The organism is Collinsella sp. AF23-4AC (assembly GCF_003462685.1).
GTDB lineage: Bacteria > Actinomycetota > Coriobacteriia > Coriobacteriales > Coriobacteriaceae > Collinsella.
The window spans coordinates 23828-44399 of record NZ_QRVE01000015.1 but is presented as its reverse complement, the minus strand read 5'-3'; the positions used below and the strand labels follow the sequence as shown (position 1 = coordinate 44399).

Below are 20572 nucleotides of genomic sequence, written 5' to 3'. Positions count from 1 at the left end.
GCGTTATCGTGCACAATGAGGCATACGGGCTGCCAGGGGTGAGCTATCCCGACGAGGTTATGGGCAACTGTATCAGCGAGATTATCGAGTACTTCTACGAGAGGGATTTGGCGGCGTAGAGCAATCTGATTTTACGCGTTTGAAGGAGGAAGTCGGTATGGCAGACGAACTTGTTTTTAGTGGCGGCGAGATAGTTTACACCATGTCTCAACTGCCCAAAGTTACATCTGTGCCGCTGAACGGTAGCGCTGTGCTGGTTGGTTTTAAGGACGTTCCCGATGGGGAGGAGGTCCTCTTTGATTTTGACCCTCGGGCTGAAAAGGCTACGAAGCTCGACTATGAACTTGCAGCCGTTAGCGGACTCCTCACGGGCGCGTTGAATATCCTGTGGCAGAAAGACTTCAACCTAGAGGGTGCCAAAGCCTGGGGCGATGAGAAAGTTGGCAATTTCGTTCTTACGGTTGCCAAGTCTGCGGGGATGACAAAGGCGGATGCAACCCTGGAAGATGCTATTCGCTTTTTGGAGAAAGAGTTTCCTTTTGCAGCGGACAAGCTGACCGTCGAGTTTGGCGGCGGGCTCCAACATCATCTGCGGGATTTTTCGCACCACCCGAGTTTGGTTGGCCTTGCGTGTTCGATCCTCTCGCAATTCACGGGCAAAGGCTATGGTACCGATACTGCCGGCCGGTTTGTCGCCTTTGACCTGCCTGCCGCCGCCTTCGATCCCGACTGCCCTCTTATAGGCAGGAACGTTCCAGAGAAGATTGCGTTCGGTACTTTGCTCTGGGCGATGCATCTCATGAGCGACATGGCGGGGTCTAGTTCAAACCCCGGTAAGGGGACGGGTATTCCCGGCGTCGTGTTATCCCTGCTAAAGGAGCTCTCCTCCCTGCCTGTTTTTCAAGACATGCAGATTGCCTATAAGGGCGAGGATATTCGCATTCAGCAATGGATCTCAAAGCTGTTTAACGGAACGGCGTTCAAAACCGAGGACGGTAAGCCCATTCGCTTCGACCTTCGGACGGAAGTCGGTCTTCTCGATCAGGCTTTAAGCCAGGTGCCAGCAGTCGTGGCCAACGAGGTTATCGTTCGTTGTCTCTACATGCTTTCAAGGCTCAAGGCCGAGCTAGAGCGTTGTGAAGTGAGCAAGGTCTCCGACTTGAACAAACTCAAGGCTTCGCATTTTATGCCCTATAACAGTAGGGCCCTCACTCGCATGGTCACGGTTTCGAGCACTTCGTTTGTTTTGGCGAATCTGGCGACGGTGGCGGTCAGGGCGGGTATCGAATGCGAGGGGAACAAAGTCGTTTTCGCCCAGAAGTTCTTCTTGCGTATAAACTACGTCGGAGTTGGACGCCTTGCGTTTGCACTCCATGCCGACTGGGACTATATGGCAGAGGAAATGTCCGAGGCTTGGGCTGAGCGCGCCAGGCACCGCCAGGATATTTTCGATGGATTCCACTTTTATAGCCTAGATAGAGAAACGACGAGGATTGCCTTCTCGCTGAAGCTTGCCGCCATCAACTACGACTGCGAGAACGAGAAGAACGAAGTGCGCAAAGGGCAAAAGAGGAGCTGGGCCCGCGCGTGGCAGGATTCGGTCGCGGATGGCCTAGGCATTGATGCAGACGGCTACTTTTTGAGCGAGGAAGATGCATACGGAGCCCTTGAGGCTATTTCGCGGCAGCGAGGCGGTAAGGTGCGCGCCCTGCTGGTTGCACAGGAGCTGGTTGAGTTTTGCCCCTATTCGCAGTTAGGAGATGAAGAGAAGAAGGAATACAAAGGTTTGAAGGAGAATGGGTCTTGGGTTAGAGATGAATTTCCCAAGAGACAAGACGCGGCTGATTTGGACGCCATACGTTCCCTCGAGAAGCGATGTAAGGCGCGCATTCGCGGGCTTTCAGGCGCGTTGCCAAAGTTTTTGGTGGGCGGAGCCATCACCGCGGTGGTGGCCGTGGGCACTGGAGGAGCTGCCGCGGTGGTCGCTCCAAATATCGCTGTCGGTATCTTTGGAGGCTCGTTTGTTGGCCTCCACGGAGCTGCGCTTGTCAATGCGAGTCTTGCCGCTGCTGGCGGCGGCGCCTTGGCCGCCGGCGGCATGGGCATGGCTGGCGGCACCGCTTTAATTGCTGGCGGCGGCGCTGCGCTTGGCCTTTTGGGTTCTGGCGGCGTTGCCCTGGCGGCGTCGATGGGGGAGGACTATGCTCAGTTCGTGCTCGTTGAATGCTCAAGGCTTCTCGCATTTCTTGATGTGGCAACTGACCGCTGCCCGCATGAGGGGGCCATTTTGGTGCGGAAAGCAGCCGAGGCCGTGCAGCGCGGCATCGCTGGCATTGAAGAAGATGTCGAGAAGGAGAACGGAAAGGGAAATCGCAAGGATGGCAAGTTACTTAAGCAACTGAAGAAGGGTCTTGGGTATTTGACTTCGACCCTTAAGCAGATCGAGAAGATGCAGAGGCGCCTTGGCACCGACGGTGAGAGCGAGCCGCTCAACAGCTTGCCGGCATCAGATGATGAATAAGTACACTGCATATTGATGACCCGGGATGACCACTGATTCAAGTCACCGGGGCTCATTTTGTTTTAACGCAGACTCTATGCCGGTAAGCCTGCGTACGATGCCGCTTGTCGAGGCCAAGTATGGGGCGCTTGATATCACACGAATAATTACACTTGTTTAGTTGAGCTCTACACCAACTTTTTTGACACTACCCTCCTTGCGGGCACAATGGACTCTATCAGCGCACGCGGACAGAAATTAAGCGCCGCCTGCGAAATGACGTGCAAGCGACGCTTGATTACGCGGCAATTATTCGGCCTAAATCCGGAAAAGTGTCGAAATCGGCACCTCAAAAGTACGGAAAAGTGTCGAATCTGACGGTCTCAACATCCGGAAAAGTGTAATCGGATGACAAAACAGCACGTAAAAGCTGGTGCTACATGCGGACGCTTCAGCTGCCCCCAGCCCTCGCTACTCGTCGTCCTCGTCGTTGGGGTCGCCCTTGAGGGTGTTGATGTCCAGGTACTCGTCATCGTTCTCTTTTTGCTGGGTCTCCGACTCCGCTTGGGTGGGGCCGGAGAACAGCCGGAATCCCTCAAACGCAATGACGCCGAGCAGGGCAATGACAATGGCGATAAAGGCAACCTTGACTGCTTGCGGAAATTCCGAGAAACGCAGCGCCTTTTCCTCGGCGTAATAATCGGCGAAGCGCTCTTCGCCCGTGCTTTTGGTATACGCCGGCGCGGACGCGGCCTCCGGGTCATATTCCGGTGCAGGTGTGGCAGCGTACGGATCGTTGAGATAATCGCTCGATGCGGTGCCATAATCCTCGGTCTCGATGCGACCGGTGCCATCATAGCCATCGGAATATGCCGCACCGCCCTCATAGTCCGCGGCGCTCGTGTTGGCGGCAAAAAGCGGGTTAACTGGAACGTCGAGCGCCGGCATGCCGGTAGAGGTCTCATCCAGATCGGTTGCAGCCCACGAATCGTAGGCAACCTGACGGGCAACGGGCTCATCGAGCCTTGCGACCGGAGGCTTGCGTGCCGCAGGAACAGGCAACTGCTGGGCGCTGTACATAACAGTGCTGTCGGCCGATTTACCCTGCGTCGCTGCAGCGAGAAATGCCGCCGTCTCGGACGGGTCGCTTGCGGGGCGGGGAGCGGGCGTAGGCGCCGAAGTGGGTGCGGGCGTAGGCGCGGGCGTCGAAACAGGCGACTGCGCAGGAGTCGGCGCAGGTGCGGACTTAGACGCAAGTGCGGGATTGGGGCTTGACGGGCGAGCCCCGCCGCCCATGAGTTCGTCGGCGGTCCACGGGCGATCATCCATCACATCGTCAAGGCTCAGCGAAAACAGGTCGTCTTCACCCTCATCGAACATGCGGTGCACATGTCCACCAATTGCCGGAATCAATCCGCGACCGGTGCATGATGCCTTGCTCAACGCCATTCTGTTCCATCCTTTCGAAATACTAATGACATCGATTATATGGAACTTCCCAAGCGGCTCGGTCTTGGATTCGTGCTTTCCAGAACTCGCGCCCAAAAGGGGAGGGCAATCCAGGCGAGTGCCTACTTGTCGCCGGCCGCCGCCTTGGCCTCATTGAGGTAGCTATAGAAGCTGTATTTGGAGATGCCAAAGAACTCACAGGCGCGCTCGCTCGACTTGGAAATGAGGAAGGCGCCACGACGGTCGAGGTAGCCAATGGCACGAATGCGCTCGTCTTTGGTCATGAGCGCCGCGGGCTTGCCCACAAACTGCTCGCACTCGTGCAGCAGGTCCTCGAGCAGGTCGCCGATGTTCTTGGTAATGGGCTCGGGCTCGGTATAGCCCGTGCCGCCGGTGCCGGTAAAGGCGTCGAGCGAACGCTCAAAAGCCTTCATGAGCGTAATGTCAAAGTTGATGCCCAGAATGCCGACGGGCTTGCCCTCGTCGTTGCGGATAAAGATCGTCGACGATTTGAGCAGCTTACCGTCGGTGGTTTTAGTGAGGTACGGCTCGCGGTCGTGTACATCGGTGGCGCCCTCGTGCATGGACTCAAACACGATATGGCTGGGACCGTCACCCAGTTTGCGCCCGCTGACGTGGCCGTTTTCGATCACCACGATGGAGTGGTCCACGTCCTCGGTCTCCAGGTCGTGGACGACGACTTCGCAGTTGGGGCCAAATTGGAGCGCCAGGCCGTGTGCAAGGCGCTTATAAAACTCAATCTGTGACGGGGTCATGGGTGCCTTCCTAAAAATTAGTTTGGGCTCACTGTGCCATAAACCACACTTGACCGCAAACAAATCCATCAACAAGGCAATTCATGACCGTTCGGGGGCGAAAAAGTACCGATTACGGCAACAAACAATTCGTTAGGTATGCCAATCAAAAAGTGTGATAGAACATTACTAACAAACTTTTTGTTTGGCATCCACATAAAAGTTCAGCCGTGTGAATGGGATCGGGCTGAAACGCGTATGCGGGGGCCGGCAAGAGAGGACTTAAGGAGTTCACCGTATGGCCGATAAGATCCAGTGGGCGGGCAACACGATGCCCAAGAGCGATGACAAGCACTTGGGAATCATGAGCCTCGACCACGTGAAGAAGGCCCGCGCCTTCCACCAGTCGTTCCCCCAGTACACCGTCACTCCGCTTGCCCGCCTGGACGGCCAGGCTGCGCGCCTGGGCCTGTCCAACCTGTGCGTTAAGGACGAGAGCTATCGCTTTGGCCTCAACGCCTTTAAGGTCCTGGGCGGTTCGTTTGCCATGGCCAACTACATTGCCGACGAGACCGGCAAGGACGTTGCCGACTGCACCTTCGACTACCTGACCTCCGATCAGCTTGCCAAGGACTTTGGCCAGGCAACCTTCTTTACCGCCACCGACGGCAACCATGGCCGCGGCGTGGCATGGGCTGCCAACAAGCTGGGCCAGAAGGCTGTCGTGCACATGCCTAAGGGTTCCACCAAGCCCCGCTTTGATAACATCGCCGCCGAGGGCGCCACGGTGACCATCGAAGAGGTCAACTACGACGAGTGCGTGCGCATGGCCGCCGCCGAGGCCGACGCTTGCGAGCGCGGCGTTATCGTTCAGGACACCGCCTGGGAGGGCTACGAGAAGATCCCGTCCTGGATCATGGAGGGCTACGGCACCATGGCTTCCGAGGCTGCCGAGCAGCTGCGCGAGATGGCCATCAACCGCCCGACGCACGTCTTTGTCCAGGCTGGCGTGGGCTCGCTCGCCGGCGCCGTGGTGGGCTACTTCACCAACCTGTATCCCGATAACCCGCCTACCTTCGTTGTGGTCGAGTGCGCGCCTGCTGCCTGCCTGTACAAGGGCGCTGCCGCCGGCGATGGCGATCCGCGCATCGTGGACGGCGACATGCCCTCCATCATGGCCGGCCTGTGCTGCGGCGAGCCCAACATCCTGGGCTGGGATATCCTGCGCAACCACACCACCGCCTTCGTGTCCTGCCCCGACTGGGTCACCGCTCGCGGCATGCGCACCCTGGGCGCTCCCGAGAAGGGCGACCCGCGCGTCATCTCCGGCGAGTCCGGCGCTGTGACCACCGGCCTGGTCGAGACCCTCATGCTCGATCCCGAGTACGCCGAGCTCAAGGAACTCATCGGCCTGGACAAGACGAGCTCTGTGCTCTGCTTCTCCACCGAGGGCGATACGGATCCCGACCAGTATCGCCGCATTGTTTGGGAAGGCGAATATCCCACTTGCTAATCGTTGGGGCGGAGTAAATAGGTATCGCTCCGCCACCTCACAGGTAGATTCCTTCGTTTGAAAGGTTATGAACAATGGCTAAAGAACTCGATTTCGACGCTATCAAGGCTGCTGCTGAGTCTCATCGTGCTGATATGACTCGCTTCCTGCGCGCTATGATCTCCCATCCCTCTGAGTCCTGCGAGGAGGGTGAGGTTGTTGCCTGCATCAAGGCCGAGATGGAGAACCTTGGCTATGACGAGGTCAAGGTCGACGGCCTGGGCAACGTCATGGGCTTTATGGGAGAGGGCGACAAGATCATCGCCATCGACTCTCACATCGACACCGTCGGCATCGGCAACATCGAGAACTGGGACGCCGATCCCTATGAGGGCTACGAGACCGACGAGATCATCTACGGCCGCGGCGGCTCCGACCAGGAGGGTGGCATGGCTTCTGCTACCTACGCTGCCAAGATGATGAAGGACATGGGCCTCATCCCCGAGGGCTACAAGATCATGGTCGTCGGCACCGTCCAGGAAGAGGACTGCGACGGCATGTGCTGGCAGTACATCTACAACAAGGACGGCATTAAGCCCGAGTTCGTCATTTCCACCGAGCCCACCGACGGCGGCATCTATCGCGGTCACCGCGGCCGCATGGAGATCCGCGTCGACGTTCACGGCACCTCCTGCCACGGCTCCGCGCCCGACCGCGGCGACAACGCCATCTACAAGATGGCCGACATCATCGCCGACGTCCGCGCCCTCAACAACAACGGCTGCGACGAGTCGACCGACATCAAGGGTCTCGTCAAGATGCTCGACCCCAAGTACAATCCCGAGCACTTCGAGGATGCCCGCTTCCTGGGCCGCGGCACCTGCACCGTCAGCCAGATCTTCTACACCAGCCCCAGCCGCTGCGCTGTCGCTGACTCCTGCGCCATCTCCATTGACCGTCGCATGACCGCCGGCGAGACCTGGGAGTCCTGCCTGGACGAGATCCGTAACCTGCCGGCCGCCAAGAAGTACGGCGACGACGTGAAGGTCTCCATGTACATGTACGACCGTCCGTCCTGGACCGGCGAGGTCTACGAGACCGAGGCTTACTTCCCCACGTGGATCAACAAGGAGACCGCTCCGCACGTCAAGGCCCTCGTCGACGCCCACAAGGCCATGTTCGGTGACGAGCGCATCGGCTGCGAACCCAGCATGGACAAGCGCACCGGTCGTCCGCTGTGCGACAAGTGGACCTTCTCCACGAACTGCGTTTCCATCCAGGGCCGCTATGGCATCCCCTGCGTGGGCTTTGGCCCGGGTGCCGAGTCTCAGGCTCACGCTCCCAACGAGGTCACCTACAAGGACGACCTGGTCACCGCTGCCGCCATGTACGTGGCTGCCCTGAACCTCTACGATCCGAGCCAGGCCGATGGCGACGCCACCGTGTTCCGCGCCGGTCTGACCAACAACAAGATCGATTAGTCCCATTCCTCGATTTTGTTGAGCCGGGGGCCGCTCGTGTCCCCGGCACCCCCTGTTGACTCGGGGCCCGCGGTCGTTATCTCCCATGCTTCCTCAACGGTGGCGGGTCCTCGTCATAGTGCTCTGCATGTTCTAGCCACACGCGCATGCCGGAGCACGTCTACTCATTGCGATCGTTTCATCTTTTGAAAGGACATTTCCATGGACGCCAAGTTTACCGAGCTCGTCGAGCAGCTGAACGGCCTCGATTTTAAGGGTATGTACGGCAGCGACTTCCTGCACACCTGGGACAAGACCACCGATGAGCTCAAGGCGCTCTACATCGTCGCCGACGCCCTGCGCGAGCTGCGCGAGAACAACGTTTCGTCCAAGATTTTCGACTCGGGCTTGGCCGTCTCCCTGTTCCGCGACAACTCTACCCGTACGCGTTTCTCCTTCTCTAAGGCCGCCAACCTGCTCGGCCTTGAGCTGCAGGACCTGGACGAGAAGAAGTCCCAGATCGCTCACGGCGAGACCGTCCGCGAGACCGCTACCATGATCTCCTTCATGGCCGACGTCATCGGCATCCGCGACGACATGTACATCGGCAAGGGCGACGCCTACATGGCCGAGGTCTCCGAGTCCGTGCAGCAGGCCTACGAGGACGGCGTTCTTGATCACCGTCCCACGCTCATCTCCCTGCAGTCCGATTCCGACCACCCCACGCAGTCCTCTGCCGACATGCTCTACCTCATCAACGAGTTTGGTGGTCTTGAGAACCTCAAGGGCAAGAAGGTTGCTGTCACCTGGGCCTATTCGCCCTCTTACGGCAAGCCGCTGTCCTGCCCGCAGTCGCTGATCAGCCTGCTGCCCCGCTTTGGCATGGACGTCACCCTGGCTCACCCCGAGGGCTACGACCTCATGCCCGAGGTCGTCGAGCGCGCCAAGGGCTATGCCGCCGAGTCCGGCACCACCTTTAAGCAGGTCAACACCATGGCCGAGGCCTTCGAGAGCGCCGACATCGTGATCCCCAAGAGCTGGGCTCCGTTTGCCGCCATGGAGAAGCGCACCAACCTGTACGCCGAGGGCGACGATGCCGGCATCGCCGCGCTCGAGAAGGAGCTGCTCGCCCAGAACGCTACGCATCAGGACTGGTGCTCCACGACCGAGCTCATGGAGAAGACTGCCAACGGCCAGGACACCATCTTTATGCATCCGCTGCCCGCCGACATCTCCGGTGTCTCCTGCGAGCACGGCGAGGTCAACGCCGACGTCTTCGACATGCACCGCGTGGGCATGTACAAGGAGGCCAGCTACAAGCCGTACGCCATCGCAGCCATGATGTTCCTGCAGAAGGTTGCCGATCCCGCCGCTACCCTCAAGGCCCTCGACGAGCGCAACACCGCCCGTTGGTTCCAGGCCTAAAGCTGGGTTGAGGTAAGCCATGTAAAGGGGGCGCTCTGCCAACCGGCGGGGTGCCCCTTTTTGCATCGTGGGCGTGCGGGATAAGCGCTTTCGATGTAGATGCCCCGCGACGCGAGTTATGGGTACGATGGTTTCAGGGGAGGTATCGCCATGAAACTTGGTTGCGTCATTATGGCTTCGGGCGAGGGCAAGCGATTTGGCTCTAACAAGATGCTCGCTGATATCTATGGCGAGCCGCTGATTGCCCGGACCATTGATTCGGTTCCCCGGGGCTTTGACGTTGTGGTTTCGACGCGTTGGCCCGAGGTCGCTAAGATTTGCGAGGACAAGCATTGCCCGTGCGTGCTGCACGATGGCGAGCTGCGCAGCGAAAGCGTCCGTGCGGGCCTTTCGTGGGGAGTCGAACGCAACTGGAAAGGTTGCCTCTTTTTGCCGGGCGACCAGCCGCTCGTGAGTTCGGATTCTTTTGAGGCTATGGTTCGTGCATTTGACGAGCGTGGCCGCAAGCATCCGGTGCGTCTTGCGTGCAACGGTGAGCCTTCGAGCCCGGTGCTCTTTCCGGCGGAACTGTTCGATGCACTTATGTGTCTTGAGGGCAAGGACGGCGGCGGTTCGATTCTCAAAGGCCGCGTCGACGTTGCGCTGGTTGAAGCGCGCGCCTATGAGCTGTGGGATGTCGATACCGCCGAGGGGCAGCGACGCATAACGGAGCATATCGCGGCCTGCTCGTATTTTGATCGCGTGGCCAACTGTATTAATCAATAAGGAGCAACATGATCATCATCAAAAACGGCGCGCTTGTGACGCCCCAGGGGCTTCGCCGCGCCGATCTTGCCATGGAGGGCAACAAGATTGTGCGGATTGCCGCGGCAATCGGGCCGGGCGAGGGCGATACCGTCCAGGACGCCACGGACTGTTGGGTGTTCCCCGGCTTTATCGATGCCCATACGCACATGCAGTGCTGGACTGGTATGGATTGGACGGCCGATAGCTTTGAGACCGGTACGCGTGCGGCTGCCTGCGGCGGCACCACGACCATCGTGGACTATGCGACGGCCGATCGCGGCGTGACCATGCCCGATGCCCTTGCCGAGTGGCATCATCGCGCCGACGGCACCTGCACGGCAAACTACGCTTTTCATATGGCACTCGCCGAGTGGAATGAGCGCAACCGCGCCGATCTTTCGGCCATGCGCGAGGCGGGCGTATCGTCGTTCAAGACCTACTTTGCCTATGACCACCTGCGCTTGGACGATGCCGAGACGCTCGAGGTGCTGGAGGAGCTCAAGCGCGTGGGCGGTATCCTGTGCGTGCATTGCGAGAACGGCACGCTCGTGAACGAGCTGCAGAAGCGCGTGTACGAGCAGGGGATTCATGGGCCCGAGGGACATGCGCTCAGCCGTCCGGATGTGTGCGAGGCCGAGGCCGTGAGCCGTCTGCTGTATCTGGCGCACTTAGCCGGGGACGCTCCAGTCAATGTGGTGCACCTTTCGACCAAGCTGGGGCTCGAGGCCATTCGCGCTGCCAAAGCGCGCGGGCAGAAGAACATCTATGTCGAGACCTGCCCTCAGTATCTGATGCTCGACGATACTTGCTACTTGGAGCAGGGCGAGAACGGCTTTGCGGGTGCCAAGTATGTGATGAGCCCGCCACTGCGCCATGCCAGCGACCGTGCCGCGCTGCGCGAGGCGCTTGTGGCCGGCGAGATCGATACTATTGCGACCGATCATTGCAGCTTTAACCTGCACGGGCAAAAGGACCGCGGACGCGATGATTTCCGCGCGATTCCCAACGGCGGGCCCGGCGTGGAGCATCGTCCCGTCGCGATTGCCACGAGCTTTGAGGGACAGCTGGGACCCGAGGATCTGTGCCGCTTGATGAGCGAGAACCCGGCGCGCGTCTTTGGCATGTATCCGCGCAAGGGCTGTCTTGCCGAGGGTGCCGATGCCGACGTGTGCGTGTGGGATCCAAAGGCGCGCTGGACCATTAGCGCGGCGACGCAGCATCAGGCCGTGGACTACACGCCGCTCGAGGGCTTTGAGGCGCATGGTCGCGCCAAGGCTGTGTTTGTGAACGGCGTGCTGGTGGCGCGCGATGGCGAGCCCACCGGAGCTCAGCCCGGCCGCTACGTCCCCCGCTAGCAGAAAGGGCGCCCTCCGCAGTTGCGGTGAAATACGGACTGTTTGGCCGCCTGGCGGCCGTAAGCAGTCCGTATTTCACCGCAACTGCGGAGGCTGGGGCCGGCTATCGGAGGCTGCTGGTGACGACGGGGCGGCCGAGGGCTGCCCCGAAGCGGTCAGCCATCGTGGGGTCGCTGAGCGTGTCGACTTGGTTGAGCATGACGCGTGCGGTGCTGAGTCCCAGCGCCTGCATCTCGGAATTGAGCACCTGGGCGACGCGCTCGGGCGTGGCGATGTCGGTGAGCTCGCAGCCGCAACGCTCGCAAAAGAGCTCGGGGCGGTGGACGGCTTCGTTGATGGGCTTGCCGAGCCCCGAGGCGCCGACGAGCCAGATGACGTTGGCCGTGCCGGCGGGAACGACCGGCTCCCACGGGGCGTGGGCCTTGAGCGGGAGCCGCTTGCTGCCGTCCGCCTCGGCCAGGACGTAGTCAAAGCGCTGCGCCAGCTGGTCGAGCGGCTCGGCAGGGGAGGAGAGCTTGCCCGTCTCCGGGTCCAAAACACCCGCCTGGCAGATACTTCCGCGGCTCATGCCCGCGCATGCCTCGCAGGTGCAACCGGGGGCATGCGAGGCGCCCGGCTTCCAAGGCGCGGCGTCCAGGCGACGGCTCGACCCGTCCCACGGCACGCCGGCGACGGGGAACATATGCGTGGTGGTGCAGAGGAGCGCGCGGCCGCCAGCGCGCATGAGCTCGAGACCCAGCGTCTTCAGCAACGTCGACTTGCCACCGCTGCCGATAATCGCGGTAATGCCCGGCTTGATCCTGAGCGCCGAGGCAAGATTGCCGCTAACCGTTTCCATCTGTTCACCGCCGTATAATACTGTGATAATAAATAATCATCAGAGTAGCGGTCGAACCGCATTTGCTCTGCTCAAACCGTAGCACAGGGAGGTGTCCCGGGAATGCTCGTTTATATTCGCGGCGCCGGCGATATCGCCACGGGCGTCGCCGCTCGCTTGGTGCGCGCCGGCGTGTCGGTCGTTATGGCCGATATCGCGGTTCCCACGTGCATCCGCCGCACAATCAGTTTTTGCGAGGCTATTCGCTTGGGCGAGGTCGAGGTCGAGGGCATTCGCGCTCGCTTGGCACAGACGCCGGCAGAGGCGCTTGCAATTACCGAGGCTGGAGACGTCGCCGTTGTGGTGGACCCCCAGGCCAAGATGCTCGGCGAGCTGAAACCCGCGGCTGTGGTCGACGCGATTCTGGCTAAGCGCAACCTGGGTACCACGCGCGACATGGCGCCTGCCGTCATCGCCGTGGGGCCGGGCTTTACCGCGCCGGTTGACTGCGACGCCGTGGTCGAAACCATGCGCGGGCATTTCCTGGGCCGTGTCATTACCCAGGGTTCGCCCCAACCCAACACGGGCGTGCCGGGCATGATCGCTGGCTATGGCAGAGAGCGCGTTATCCACAGCCCCGCCGCCGGCGTGTTTTGGTCCGACCGCGCGATCGGCGACATCGTGAGCGCCGGAGACGTGATTGGCTACGCGGGCGATACGCCCATGTACACGCAGATCGATGGCTGTCTGCGCGGGCTTTTGGCGAACGGTGTGCAGGTGATTGAGGGCTTTAAATGCGCCGACGTCGACCCGCGCGGCGATGCCAGCTATATCAACTACATTTCGGACAAGGCGACGTCGGTCGGCGGCGGCGTGCTCGAGGCGCTCGCCATGCTCACCGGTGTATTCCAGGGATAGGAAATTGCAATGGAAAAGCTCGATGTGGTGAATGCTGCGCTTGGCGCTCTGAAGGCTGGTAAGACGTGCGAGCTCGTGGTCGTGGCCGGCACGGCGGGGTCGTCGCCGCGCGGCGTGGGCGCCTGGATGGCCGTCTTTGCCGACGGTGGCCAGGCGGGCACTATCGGCGGCGGCAAGATTGAGCTCTTTGCGCTGGATGAGGCGCGCGAACTCCTGAGCGCGGGACAGTCGCGTCTGGTCCGCTACACCATGGGCGGCGAGAACTCCGATACCGGCATGATCTGCGGCGGAGCCATCTGCCTGTGCTATCTGCACCTGGACGCGACCAAGGTACCGTTGCTCCAGTCGGTTGCCGACGTCTTGGCCTATCGGCGCATCGGCGACTTCGTCATCGACTTTGAACCGTTTATCGCGAGCGCGCTCGAGGGCGATACGGCCGAGTACCATGGCGAGGAATCGCGCCGCACCATTGCGGGCTGCCCCGGGCTTTCGCTGGTGGAGGAGGGGAGTAAGGTCACCTACACCAACGCGGCCTCCGAGATTCCCGCGGCACACATCGAGACGCTCTGTCCCGAGGGCCTGACCTACATCTTTGGCTGCGGACACGTGGGCGCCGCGACGGCGCGCGTGCTCACCGCGGCGGGCTTTGCCGTCGTGGCGTGCGACGACCGCCCCGGCACGCTGACCCCCGATTGGGTGCCCGGTGTCTACGACCGTCGTCTGGTCGACTACATGAGCCTGAGCAAGCAGTGCCCCATCGGCCCGCGCGACCTGGTGGTCGTCGCCACGGCGGGTCACAAGTCCGATATCGACGTGGTGATTCAGGCCATGCGTGCCAAACCCGCCTATCTGGGCTGCTTGGGCTCGCGTCGCAAGACGGCCTTTGTGCGGGCTCGCTTGGAGCAGGAGGGCTTCACGCAGGACCAGATCGACGGGCTGCACTTGCCGATCGGCGTTGCCATCGAGGCCGAGGATCCCGAGGAGATCGCTATCTCCATCGCCGCCGAGATGATTCACCTGCGCCGCACCAAGCTCGTCCCCCGCAAGCGCTAATCGCATCCCCACCAATAAGTTGCGGTGAAATACGGATTGTTTAAGCCTGTTAGGCCGCCCAACAGTCCCTATTTCACCGCAATTGCTTGTTGGGACCCATTTGTGCGGGGGAGTTGTGGAGTTGTGCAGGCAGACGAGGTTTTTCTGGAAATACGCTCCCGATGCGCGTATAGTACCGATTGTTTTGTCGGCTCCTGCTGCGTCGAGTCCAAACCGCGAAATGCCATGAGCGGCGCGGATGCAGCCAGGAGGCACGAGGACAACCCATCGTGGCCACGCCCCGTGCTTAAAACCCCAAGAAGGAGTGAACAATGGCAGAAGAGAAGTATGTGCCGCGTCTGAAGACCAAGTACAACAACGAGGTCAAGCAGCAGCTTCAGGACAAGTTCCAGTACGAGAACGTCATGATGATCCCCAAGTTTGAGAAGATCGTCGTGAACATGGGTGTCGGCGAGGCCGCTACCGATTCCAAGGCCATCGACGGTGCCGTGCGCGACCTGCGCGCCATCACCGGCCAGCAGCCGATGATCACCCGTGCCCGCAAGTCCATCGCTACCTTCCGCCTGCGCGCCGGTATGCCGATCGGCTGCAAGGTTACCCTGCGTGGCGACCGTATGTGGGAGTTCTTCGATCGTCTGACCTCCGTCGCGATCCCCCGTATCCGCGACTTCCGCGGCATCTCCGCCAAGAGCTTCGACGGCCGTGGTAACTTCTCCATGGGCGTCACCGAGCAGCTCATCTTCCCCGAGATCGACTTCGACTCCGTCGATCACCAGCGTGGTATGGACATCACTTTCGTGACCACCGCCAACACCGATGAGGAGGCCAAGGCCCTTCTGGACGCCTTCGGTTTCCCGTTCAAGAAATAGGTTCACCTGCCCTATAAGCGCCGTTCCCACAAGGGGGCGGCGCTTGGGGCGAACAATACTCTATGTGAGGAGGATATAAGTGGCTAAGACATCGATGATCGTCAAGTGCAATCGCAAGCAGAAGTTCTCTACTCGTGAGTACACGCGCTGCCAGCGCTGCGGCCGTCCGCACTCTGTGTACCGCAAGTTCGGCCTGTGCCGTGTCTGCTTCCGCGAGCTTGCACTCAAGGGCGAGCTTCCCGGCGTTAAGAAGGCCAGCTGGTAAGTCACTACCAGCGTTTCAAGCATCAGTTTGGAACAGGGAAAACGCGCTAAAAAGGCTTTGCCGTTAAGGGCGGCGAAGAACCAAGAGCACGTGTTCATCAAGAACGAAGGAGAATCTGTATGAACCTTACAGACCCGATCGCAGATATGCTTACGCGCATCCGTAACGCTAACTCTGTGAACAAGGCCACGGTCTCCATGCCGAGCAGCAAGAAACTCGTCGAGATCGCTCGTGTTCTGCACGAGGAGGGCTACATCGAGGGCTACGATGTCGAGGACACCGTTCCCCAGAAGACTCTGCACATCACGCTTAAGTATGGTCCCAAGAAGGCTAAGGTCATCAACGGCATCCGCCGCATTTCCAAGCCGGGCCTGCGTAAGTACACCGGCGTTGCCGACATGCCCCGCGTCCGCGGTGGCCTTGGTACCGCCATTATTTCCACCAGCCATGGCGTTATGACCGACCGCGATGCTCGCAAGCACAACGTCGGCGGCGAGATCATCGCTTACGTCTGGTAATTCGCTCGGTAGGTAGAAGGAAAGGAGATCACCGTGTCTCGTATCGGTAATAAGCCTGTCCAGATTCCCGCCGGAGTCGAAGTGGCAGTCAACGGCAACAACGTTGTCGTCAAGGGCCCCAAGGGCCAGCTCGAGCTCGATGTCTTTGAGAAGCTCGCTATCAACGTCGAGGACAACGTCCTCACCGTTTCCCGTCCCGACGACGAGCGTGAGACCCGTGCCCGCCACGGCCTCACCCGCGCCCTCATCCACAACATGGTTGTTGGCGTTTCCGAGGGCTTCGAGAAGAAGCTCGAGCTCGCCGGCGTCGGTTACCGCGTGCAGCAGAAGGGCAAGAACCTCGAGTTCTCCCTGGGCTTCTCGCACCCCGTGATCGTCGAGGCTCCCGAGGGCATCACCTTCGAGGTTCCCGACAACACCCACGTGAACGTCAAGGGTATCAACAAGCAGCAGGTCGGTCAGATCGCCGCTGAGATCCGCGGCCATCGTCCTCCCGAGCCTTACAAGGGCAAGGGTATCCACTACGTTGGCGAGCACATCCGCCGCAAGCTGGGTAAGGCCGCCAAGTAGTCGTAACCGACTCACTCGCATAAGACCAGCACCCCGTCAGGTGCTGGCAAGATCAACCTTTTTAGGAGTTTACGTATGAACAAGCATAAGGCGAAGCTGGAAGGCCTCAAGCGTCGTCAGCGTCGTGTTCGCGGCAAGGTCTCGGGTACCTCCGAGCGTCCGCGTCTTCGCGTGACCCGTACTAACGCCAACATCTATGCCCAGATCATCGACGACAGCAAGGGCTCCAGCCTGACGCTCGTCTCTGCCTCGACCCTCGAGGCCGAGTTCAAGGGCACCCACACCTCGAACAAGGAGGCTGCGGAGAAGGTCGGTCAGCTCGTTGGCAAGCGCGCCATCGAGGCCGGCATCACCAAGGTCGCCTTCGATCGCGGTGGCCGTATCTACCATGGCCGCGTCAAGGCCCTCGCCGACGGTGCTCGTGCCGCCGGTCTCGAGTTCTAGGAGGTATGTAGCACATGGCTCGTAATCAGAAGCAGCAGCGCGAGGCCTCCGAGTTCGAGGAGCGCGTCGTTTACATCAACCGCGTGTCGAAGACCGTCAAGGGTGGTCGTCGCATGAGCCTCGTCGCTCTCGTCGTCGTTGGCGACGGCAAGGGCAACGTCGGCGTTGGCATGGGCAAGTCCGCTGAGGTGCCCATGGCCATCTCCAAGGCATCTCTCGATGCCAAGAAGAACATGTTCCACGTGCCGGTGACCGAGCAGGGCACCATCCCGCACGAGGTTCTCGGCCACTTTGGTGCCGGCCGCATCATCATTAAGCCCGCTGTCGAGGGTACCGGCGTTATCGCCGGCGGCGCTGTGCGTCCCCTCTTTGAGCTTGCTGGCATCAAGAACGTCCTGTCCAAGTCCCTCGGTACCGACAACGGCCTCAACATCATCAAGGCTGCCGTCGAGGGCCTCAAGGAGCTCTCCAGCCCTGAGGACGTCGCGGCTCGCCGTGGCCTGACGGTCTCCGAGATGTTCGTCGGTAAGGAGAACTAAGCATGGCTGACACCATCAAGATCAAGCAGGTCCGCAGCACCAATGGTTGCAAGCAGGACCAGGTCCGTACTGTCCGTGCCCTCGGTCTCCACAGGATCCGCGAGGTTCGCGAGATTGCTGACAACGAGTCCGTCCGCGGCATGATCTTCAAGGTCAAGCACCTTGTCGAGATTGTAGAGGAGTAGCAAATGCAGCTTCACGATCTTACTCCCGCGCCCGGTTCCACCAAGAACCGCAAGCGCGTCGGCCGTGGCAATTCTTCGGGTCACGGCACCACTTCTGGCCGCGGTCAGAAGGGCCAGGGTTCCCGCTCTGGCGGCACCAAGGGTGCCGGCTTCGAGGGTGGCCAGACTCCGCTGGCTATGCGCCTGCCCAAGCTTCCGGGCTTCCGCAACCCCCGTCGTATCGAGTACACCGCTGTTAACGTTGAGCGTCTCGAGCGTAAGTTCGAGGATGGCGCTGTGATCGACGGTGCCGCTCTTAAGGCCGCTCGCATCACCAAGAGCGAGTTCGAGCCCGTCAAGGTGCTCGGCAATGGTGAGCTCACCAAGAAGTTCACGGTCAAGGTCGACAAGGTCAGCGCTTCTGCGCAGGCCAAGATCGAGGCCGCCGGCGGAAAGGTCGAGCTGCCGTGCTAAATGGTCTTAAGAATGCTTTCCGCATCAAAGAATTGCGCGAAAAGATTCTTTTTACCATAGCTATGCTCGTCGTGTACCGCATTGGTGCGCACGTTCCTGTGCCCGGCATTCCCTTCCAGGGGATGCTGGGCCTTTTCTCGACCGATAACAATTCGGTCGCCGCAGGTGCTATGGCCCTCCTGAATCTTTTCTCTGGCGGCGCGTTGAGCTATGTGTCGGTGTTTTCGCTGGGCATCATGCCTTACATCACCAGCTCAATCATCCTCCAGATGCTCCAGGCCGTTGTGCCTTCCCTGCATGAGCTTGCCCGCGAGGGCGAGGTCGGTCAGACCAAGATTACGCAGTATTCGCGTTACCTCACCCTGGCTCTGGCAATCCTCAACTCCGTGGGTTACCTCTTCCTCTTTAAGAGCTTCGGCATCAGCTTTAATGGCGCCGGCGCTCCCGAGATCATCTTCGACCTCATGATCGTCGGCACGCTCACTGCGGGCGCTATGCTGATCATGTGGATTGGTGAGCTCATCACCCAGCGCGGTATCGGTAATGGCATGTCGCTGATCATCTTTGCGAACATCATGGCCGGCCTGCCGCAGGCGATCTTCTCCAGCACCGAGGGCAATGCCGGTGGCATCATCACCATGGTGATCATCTGCGCCATCATCCTGCTGGTTATCCCGCTGATCGTTTTCCTTGAGCGCGGCCAGCGCCGCATCCCGGTCTCCTACGCCAAACGCGTCGTGGGCCGTCGCATGATGGGTGGCCAGACCACCTACCTGCCCATCAAGGTCAACACTGCGGGTGTCGTGCCGATCATCTTCGCTTCGGCGCTGCTGTACTTCCCGGCTCAGATTGCCGTGTTCTTCCCCGGCATCGGCTGGATTCAGGCAGTTGCCTCTGCGCTTTCGACCGGTTGGCTCAACTGGGTGCTTAACGTTGTCCTCATCGTGTTCTTCGCGTACTTCTACACCTCCATGGTGTTCAACCCCGATGACACGGCCGACAACCTTAAGAAGCAGGGCGGCTTTATTCCGGGCGTGCGTCCGGGTAGGGCTACCGCGGCCTACATCAAGAACGCGCTCAACAAGATTACGCTTCCCAGCGCTGTCTTTTTGGCGCTCATTGCCATCGTGCCTTCGATCATCTTCTCCTTCACGGGTAACCATCTGATCCAGGCATTTGGCGGCACGTCCATCCTCATCATGGTCGGCGTCGTGCTCGACACGGTCGATAAGCTCGAAGGCCAGATCAAGATGTATGATTACGATGGATTCTTTAAATAGGCTAGAGGAGGATTGCTCATGAACCTCGTATTGCTCGGAGCTCCGGGTGCCGGCAAGGGCACCGTCGCACAGGAGCTCGTCGCCGAGTTTGGCGTCGCTCACATTTCCACGGGCGACCTGCTGCGTGCTGCCGTCAAGGGTGGCACCGAGCTTGGTATTCAGGCTAAGAAGTACATGGACGCTGGCGAGCTCGTTACCGACCAGCTCGTGATCGACCTTGTCAAGGAGCGCCTTGCCGCCGATGACGCCCAGCAGGGCTTCATCCTCGACGGCTTCCCGCGCAACACCGCCCAGGCCGTGACGCTCGATTCCGAGCTCTCCGCCATGGGTCGCGAGATCGACTGCGCCCTTCTAGTCGATGTGGCCCCCGAGGTCATTATCGATCGTCTGTCTTCGCGTCGCACCTGCCGCGCCTGCGGTTACACCGGCACCGCTGCCGATGCTACCTGCCCCAAGTGCGCAGGCGAGATGTATCAGCGCGATGACGACAAGCCCGAGACCATCAAGAACCGTCTCGACGTCTACGAGAAGTCCACGAGCCCGCTCGTTGACTACTATCGTGGCCAGGGTCTGCTCAAGTCGGTCAACGGTGACCAGGCTCGCGAGACCGTGTACGGGGATGTCAAAGAGGTACTCGGTCTATGATCAAGATTAAGTCTGCAACGCAAATCGAGCAGATGAAGAAGGCAGGAGCGCTATCTAAGATGGCGCTCCGCCACGTTGGAGCCATGGTGCGCCCCGGCGTTTCGACTTTTGAGCTCGATCAGCTCGCGGAGCAGATTATCCGCATGCATGGCGGCACCCCGGCCTTTAAGGGTTACGGCGGATTCCCGGGGACCATTTGCGCATCGATCAACGATGCCGTGGTCCACGGTATTCCCAACCCCGACATGATCCTGCGCGATGGCGATATCATCTCCATCGATACGGGAGCCGTTGTCGACGGTTGGGTCGGCGATAACGCTTGGACGTTTTTCGTCGGCACCCCCACGCCCGAAGCCAAGGCTTTGTGCGAGGTCACGCGCGATTGCCTTAAGGCTGCCATCGAGCAGGCTGTTCCCGGTAACCATATCGGGGACGTCGGTTATGCCGTTCAGTCCCTCGCCGAGTCTCACGGTTACGGCGTGCTTCGTGATTATGTGGGCCATGGCATTGGTCGCGTGATGCACGAGGACCCCAACGTTCCTAACTATGGAAAGAAGGGGAGGGGCGTTCGCCTCCAGGCCGGCATGGTCATTGCCATTGAGCCGATGGTTACGATGGGTTCCAACCATGTGAGCACGGGCTCCGACGGTTGGATCGTTACGACCAACGACCACCTGCCCGCCGCGCACTACGAGAACACCGTCGCCATTACCAATGACGGTCCGGTGATTCTCACCACGGATGCCCAAGGTGCTTGGTGTTCGCTCCAAGGCGGAGAAATGTAACAAGTTCCA

22 protein-coding genes are annotated in these 20572 nt (G+C 60.3%); 19 read left to right on the top strand and 3 right to left on the bottom strand.

Annotation, left to right across the window (positions count from 1 at the left end):
* Nucleotides 1-1652: 1652 nt before the first annotated feature.
* Nucleotides 1653-1757, top strand: coding sequence for a hypothetical protein (locus DWY05_RS10270; RefSeq protein WP_117821224.1), 105 nt, complete (start codon nucleotides 1653-1655; stop codon nucleotides 1755-1757).
* Nucleotides 1758-2971: 1214 nt separating this feature from the next.
* Here DWY05_RS10270 and DWY05_RS10225 read toward each other — a convergent pair.
* Both DWY05_RS10225 and DWY05_RS07925 read right to left on the bottom strand, forming a co-directional pair.
* Nucleotides 2972-3949 carry a hypothetical protein gene (locus tag DWY05_RS10225; protein ID WP_158558717.1) on the bottom strand — a complete coding sequence of 326 codons (978 nt, stop codon included), beginning with the start codon at nucleotides 3947-3949 and terminating at the stop codon, nucleotides 2972-2974.
* Between the two features lie 122 nt (nucleotides 3950-4071).
* Nucleotides 4072-4725, bottom strand: coding sequence for a transcriptional regulator (locus DWY05_RS07925; RefSeq protein ID WP_233504054.1), 654 nt, complete (start codon nucleotides 4723-4725; stop codon nucleotides 4072-4074).
* 277 nt (nucleotides 4726-5002) lie between these two features.
* Between DWY05_RS07925 and dpaL the strand changes: the two genes are divergently transcribed.
* The 5 genes from dpaL (at nucleotide 5003) to hydA (ending at nucleotide 11222) form a co-directional block, all read left to right on the top strand.
* Complete coding sequence (gene dpaL / locus DWY05_RS07920; RefSeq protein WP_089573553.1) at nucleotides 5003-6217, top strand: diaminopropionate ammonia-lyase; 1215 nt, start codon at nucleotides 5003-5005, stop codon at nucleotides 6215-6217.
* A 74-nt stretch (nucleotides 6218-6291) separates the two neighbouring features.
* Nucleotides 6292-7677: a YgeY family selenium metabolism-linked hydrolase gene (locus DWY05_RS07915; protein WP_117821229.1), complete on the top strand. Its 1386-nt coding sequence runs from the start codon at nucleotides 6292-6294 to the stop codon at nucleotides 7675-7677.
* A gap of 201 nt (nucleotides 7678-7878) precedes the next feature.
* Nucleotides 7879-9081 carry a knotted carbamoyltransferase YgeW gene (gene ygeW, locus DWY05_RS07910; protein WP_117821230.1) on the top strand — a complete coding sequence of 401 codons (1203 nt, stop codon included), beginning with the start codon at nucleotides 7879-7881 and terminating at the stop codon, nucleotides 9079-9081.
* 150 nt (nucleotides 9082-9231) lie between these two features.
* Complete coding sequence (locus DWY05_RS07905) at nucleotides 9232-9846, top strand: nucleotidyltransferase family protein (RefSeq protein ID WP_158558718.1); 615 nt, start codon at nucleotides 9232-9234, stop codon at nucleotides 9844-9846.
* A gap of 8 nt (nucleotides 9847-9854) precedes the next feature.
* On the top strand, nucleotides 9855-11222 hold the full coding sequence (gene hydA / locus DWY05_RS07900; RefSeq protein ID WP_117821232.1) for a dihydropyrimidinase: 1368 nt from the start codon (nucleotides 9855-9857) through the stop codon (nucleotides 11220-11222).
* 103 nt (nucleotides 11223-11325) lie between these two features.
* On the opposite strand, the gene yqeC is transcribed toward hydA, so the two are convergent.
* On the bottom strand, nucleotides 11326-12060 hold the full coding sequence (gene yqeC / locus DWY05_RS07895) for a selenium cofactor biosynthesis protein YqeC (protein WP_117821233.1): 735 nt from the start codon (nucleotides 12058-12060) through the stop codon (nucleotides 11326-11328).
* A gap of 102 nt (nucleotides 12061-12162) precedes the next feature.
* Between yqeC and yqeB the strand changes: the two genes are divergently transcribed.
* The 13 genes from yqeB (at nucleotide 12163) to map (ending at nucleotide 20563) form a co-directional block, all read left to right on the top strand.
* On the top strand, nucleotides 12163-12957 hold the full coding sequence (yqeB, locus tag DWY05_RS07890; RefSeq protein WP_117821234.1) for a selenium-dependent molybdenum cofactor biosynthesis protein YqeB: 795 nt from the start codon (nucleotides 12163-12165) through the stop codon (nucleotides 12955-12957).
* Between the two features lie 9 nt (nucleotides 12958-12966).
* The gene (locus tag DWY05_RS07885; protein WP_117821235.1) at nucleotides 12967-14010 is read left to right on the top strand and encodes an XdhC family protein; all 1044 of its coding nucleotides are present in this window, start codon (nucleotides 12967-12969) and stop codon (nucleotides 14008-14010) included.
* 311 nt (nucleotides 14011-14321) lie between these two features.
* Nucleotides 14322-14879 (top strand): 50S ribosomal protein L5, encoded by a 558-nt coding sequence (gene rplE, locus DWY05_RS07880; RefSeq protein WP_006235260.1) that lies wholly within the window; start codon nucleotides 14322-14324, stop codon nucleotides 14877-14879.
* Between the two features lie 79 nt (nucleotides 14880-14958).
* Nucleotides 14959-15144, top strand: a complete 186-nt coding sequence (locus tag DWY05_RS07875) for a type Z 30S ribosomal protein S14 (RefSeq protein WP_022094280.1) — start codon at nucleotides 14959-14961, stop codon at nucleotides 15142-15144.
* A gap of 119 nt (nucleotides 15145-15263) precedes the next feature.
* Complete coding sequence (rpsH, locus tag DWY05_RS07870; protein WP_006235262.1) at nucleotides 15264-15662, top strand: 30S ribosomal protein S8; 399 nt, start codon at nucleotides 15264-15266, stop codon at nucleotides 15660-15662.
* 33 nt (nucleotides 15663-15695) lie between these two features.
* Nucleotides 15696-16232, top strand: coding sequence for a 50S ribosomal protein L6 (gene rplF / locus DWY05_RS07865; RefSeq protein WP_006235263.1), 537 nt, complete (start codon nucleotides 15696-15698; stop codon nucleotides 16230-16232).
* Nucleotides 16233-16307: 75 nt separating this feature from the next.
* The gene (gene rplR, locus DWY05_RS07860) at nucleotides 16308-16676 is read left to right on the top strand and encodes a 50S ribosomal protein L18 (protein WP_006235264.1); all 369 of its coding nucleotides are present in this window, start codon (nucleotides 16308-16310) and stop codon (nucleotides 16674-16676) included.
* A 14-nt stretch (nucleotides 16677-16690) separates the two neighbouring features.
* A complete protein-coding gene (rpsE, locus tag DWY05_RS07855; protein WP_006235265.1) occupies nucleotides 16691-17215 on the top strand; it encodes a 30S ribosomal protein S5 in 525 nt (174 codons plus the stop codon).
* Nucleotides 17216-17217: 2 nt separating this feature from the next.
* The gene (gene rpmD / locus DWY05_RS07850) at nucleotides 17218-17400 is read left to right on the top strand and encodes a 50S ribosomal protein L30 (RefSeq protein WP_006235266.1); all 183 of its coding nucleotides are present in this window, start codon (nucleotides 17218-17220) and stop codon (nucleotides 17398-17400) included.
* Between the two features lie 3 nt (nucleotides 17401-17403).
* Nucleotides 17404-17853 carry a 50S ribosomal protein L15 gene (gene rplO, locus DWY05_RS07845; protein ID WP_006235267.1) on the top strand — a complete coding sequence of 150 codons (450 nt, stop codon included), beginning with the start codon at nucleotides 17404-17406 and terminating at the stop codon, nucleotides 17851-17853.
* Nucleotides 17847-19133, top strand: coding sequence for a preprotein translocase subunit SecY (secY, locus tag DWY05_RS07840; protein ID WP_035137447.1), 1287 nt, complete (start codon nucleotides 17847-17849; stop codon nucleotides 19131-19133). Before rplO ends, secY begins: the two co-directional genes overlap by 7 nt.
* Before the next feature lie 18 nt (nucleotides 19134-19151).
* On the top strand, nucleotides 19152-19778 hold the full coding sequence (locus DWY05_RS07835) for an adenylate kinase (RefSeq protein ID WP_117821236.1): 627 nt from the start codon (nucleotides 19152-19154) through the stop codon (nucleotides 19776-19778).
* Nucleotides 19775-20563, top strand: a complete 789-nt coding sequence (gene map, locus DWY05_RS07830) for a type I methionyl aminopeptidase (protein WP_006235270.1) — start codon at nucleotides 19775-19777, stop codon at nucleotides 20561-20563. Before DWY05_RS07835 ends, map begins: the two co-directional genes overlap by 4 nt.
* Nucleotides 20564-20572: the final 9 nt, after the last annotated feature.

Coding starts and splice junctions, on each gene's coding strand:
- DWY05_RS10270 (WP_117821224.1), top strand. CDS start 1,653: ATGCATACGGAGCCCTTGAGGCTATTTCGCGGCAGCGAGGCGGTAAGG.
- DWY05_RS10225 (WP_158558717.1), bottom strand. CDS start 3,949: ATGGCGTTGAGCAAGGCATCATGCACCGGTCGCGGATTGATTCCGGCA.
- DWY05_RS07925 (WP_233504054.1), bottom strand. CDS start 4,725: ATGACCCCGTCACAGATTGAGTTTTATAAGCGCCTTGCACACGGCCTG.
- dpaL (WP_089573553.1), top strand. CDS start 5,003: ATGGCCGATAAGATCCAGTGGGCGGGCAACACGATGCCCAAGAGCGAT.
- DWY05_RS07915 (WP_117821229.1), top strand. CDS start 6,292: ATGGCTAAAGAACTCGATTTCGACGCTATCAAGGCTGCTGCTGAGTCT.
- ygeW (WP_117821230.1), top strand. CDS start 7,879: ATGGACGCCAAGTTTACCGAGCTCGTCGAGCAGCTGAACGGCCTCGAT.
- DWY05_RS07905 (WP_158558718.1), top strand. CDS start 9,232: ATGAAACTTGGTTGCGTCATTATGGCTTCGGGCGAGGGCAAGCGATTT.
- hydA (WP_117821232.1), top strand. CDS start 9,855: ATGATCATCATCAAAAACGGCGCGCTTGTGACGCCCCAGGGGCTTCGC.
- yqeC (WP_117821233.1), bottom strand. CDS start 12,060: ATGGAAACGGTTAGCGGCAATCTTGCCTCGGCGCTCAGGATCAAGCCG.
- yqeB (WP_117821234.1), top strand. CDS start 12,163: ATGCTCGTTTATATTCGCGGCGCCGGCGATATCGCCACGGGCGTCGCC.
- DWY05_RS07885 (WP_117821235.1), top strand. CDS start 12,967: ATGGAAAAGCTCGATGTGGTGAATGCTGCGCTTGGCGCTCTGAAGGCT.
- rplE (WP_006235260.1), top strand. CDS start 14,322: ATGGCAGAAGAGAAGTATGTGCCGCGTCTGAAGACCAAGTACAACAAC.
- rpsH (WP_006235262.1), top strand. CDS start 15,264: ATGAACCTTACAGACCCGATCGCAGATATGCTTACGCGCATCCGTAAC.
- rplR (WP_006235264.1), top strand. CDS start 16,308: ATGAACAAGCATAAGGCGAAGCTGGAAGGCCTCAAGCGTCGTCAGCGT.
- rpsE (WP_006235265.1), top strand. CDS start 16,691: ATGGCTCGTAATCAGAAGCAGCAGCGCGAGGCCTCCGAGTTCGAGGAG.
- rpmD (WP_006235266.1), top strand. CDS start 17,218: ATGGCTGACACCATCAAGATCAAGCAGGTCCGCAGCACCAATGGTTGC.
- rplO (WP_006235267.1), top strand. CDS start 17,404: ATGCAGCTTCACGATCTTACTCCCGCGCCCGGTTCCACCAAGAACCGC.
- DWY05_RS07835 (WP_117821236.1), top strand. CDS start 19,152: ATGAACCTCGTATTGCTCGGAGCTCCGGGTGCCGGCAAGGGCACCGTC.
- map (WP_006235270.1), top strand. CDS start 19,775: ATGATCAAGATTAAGTCTGCAACGCAAATCGAGCAGATGAAGAAGGCA.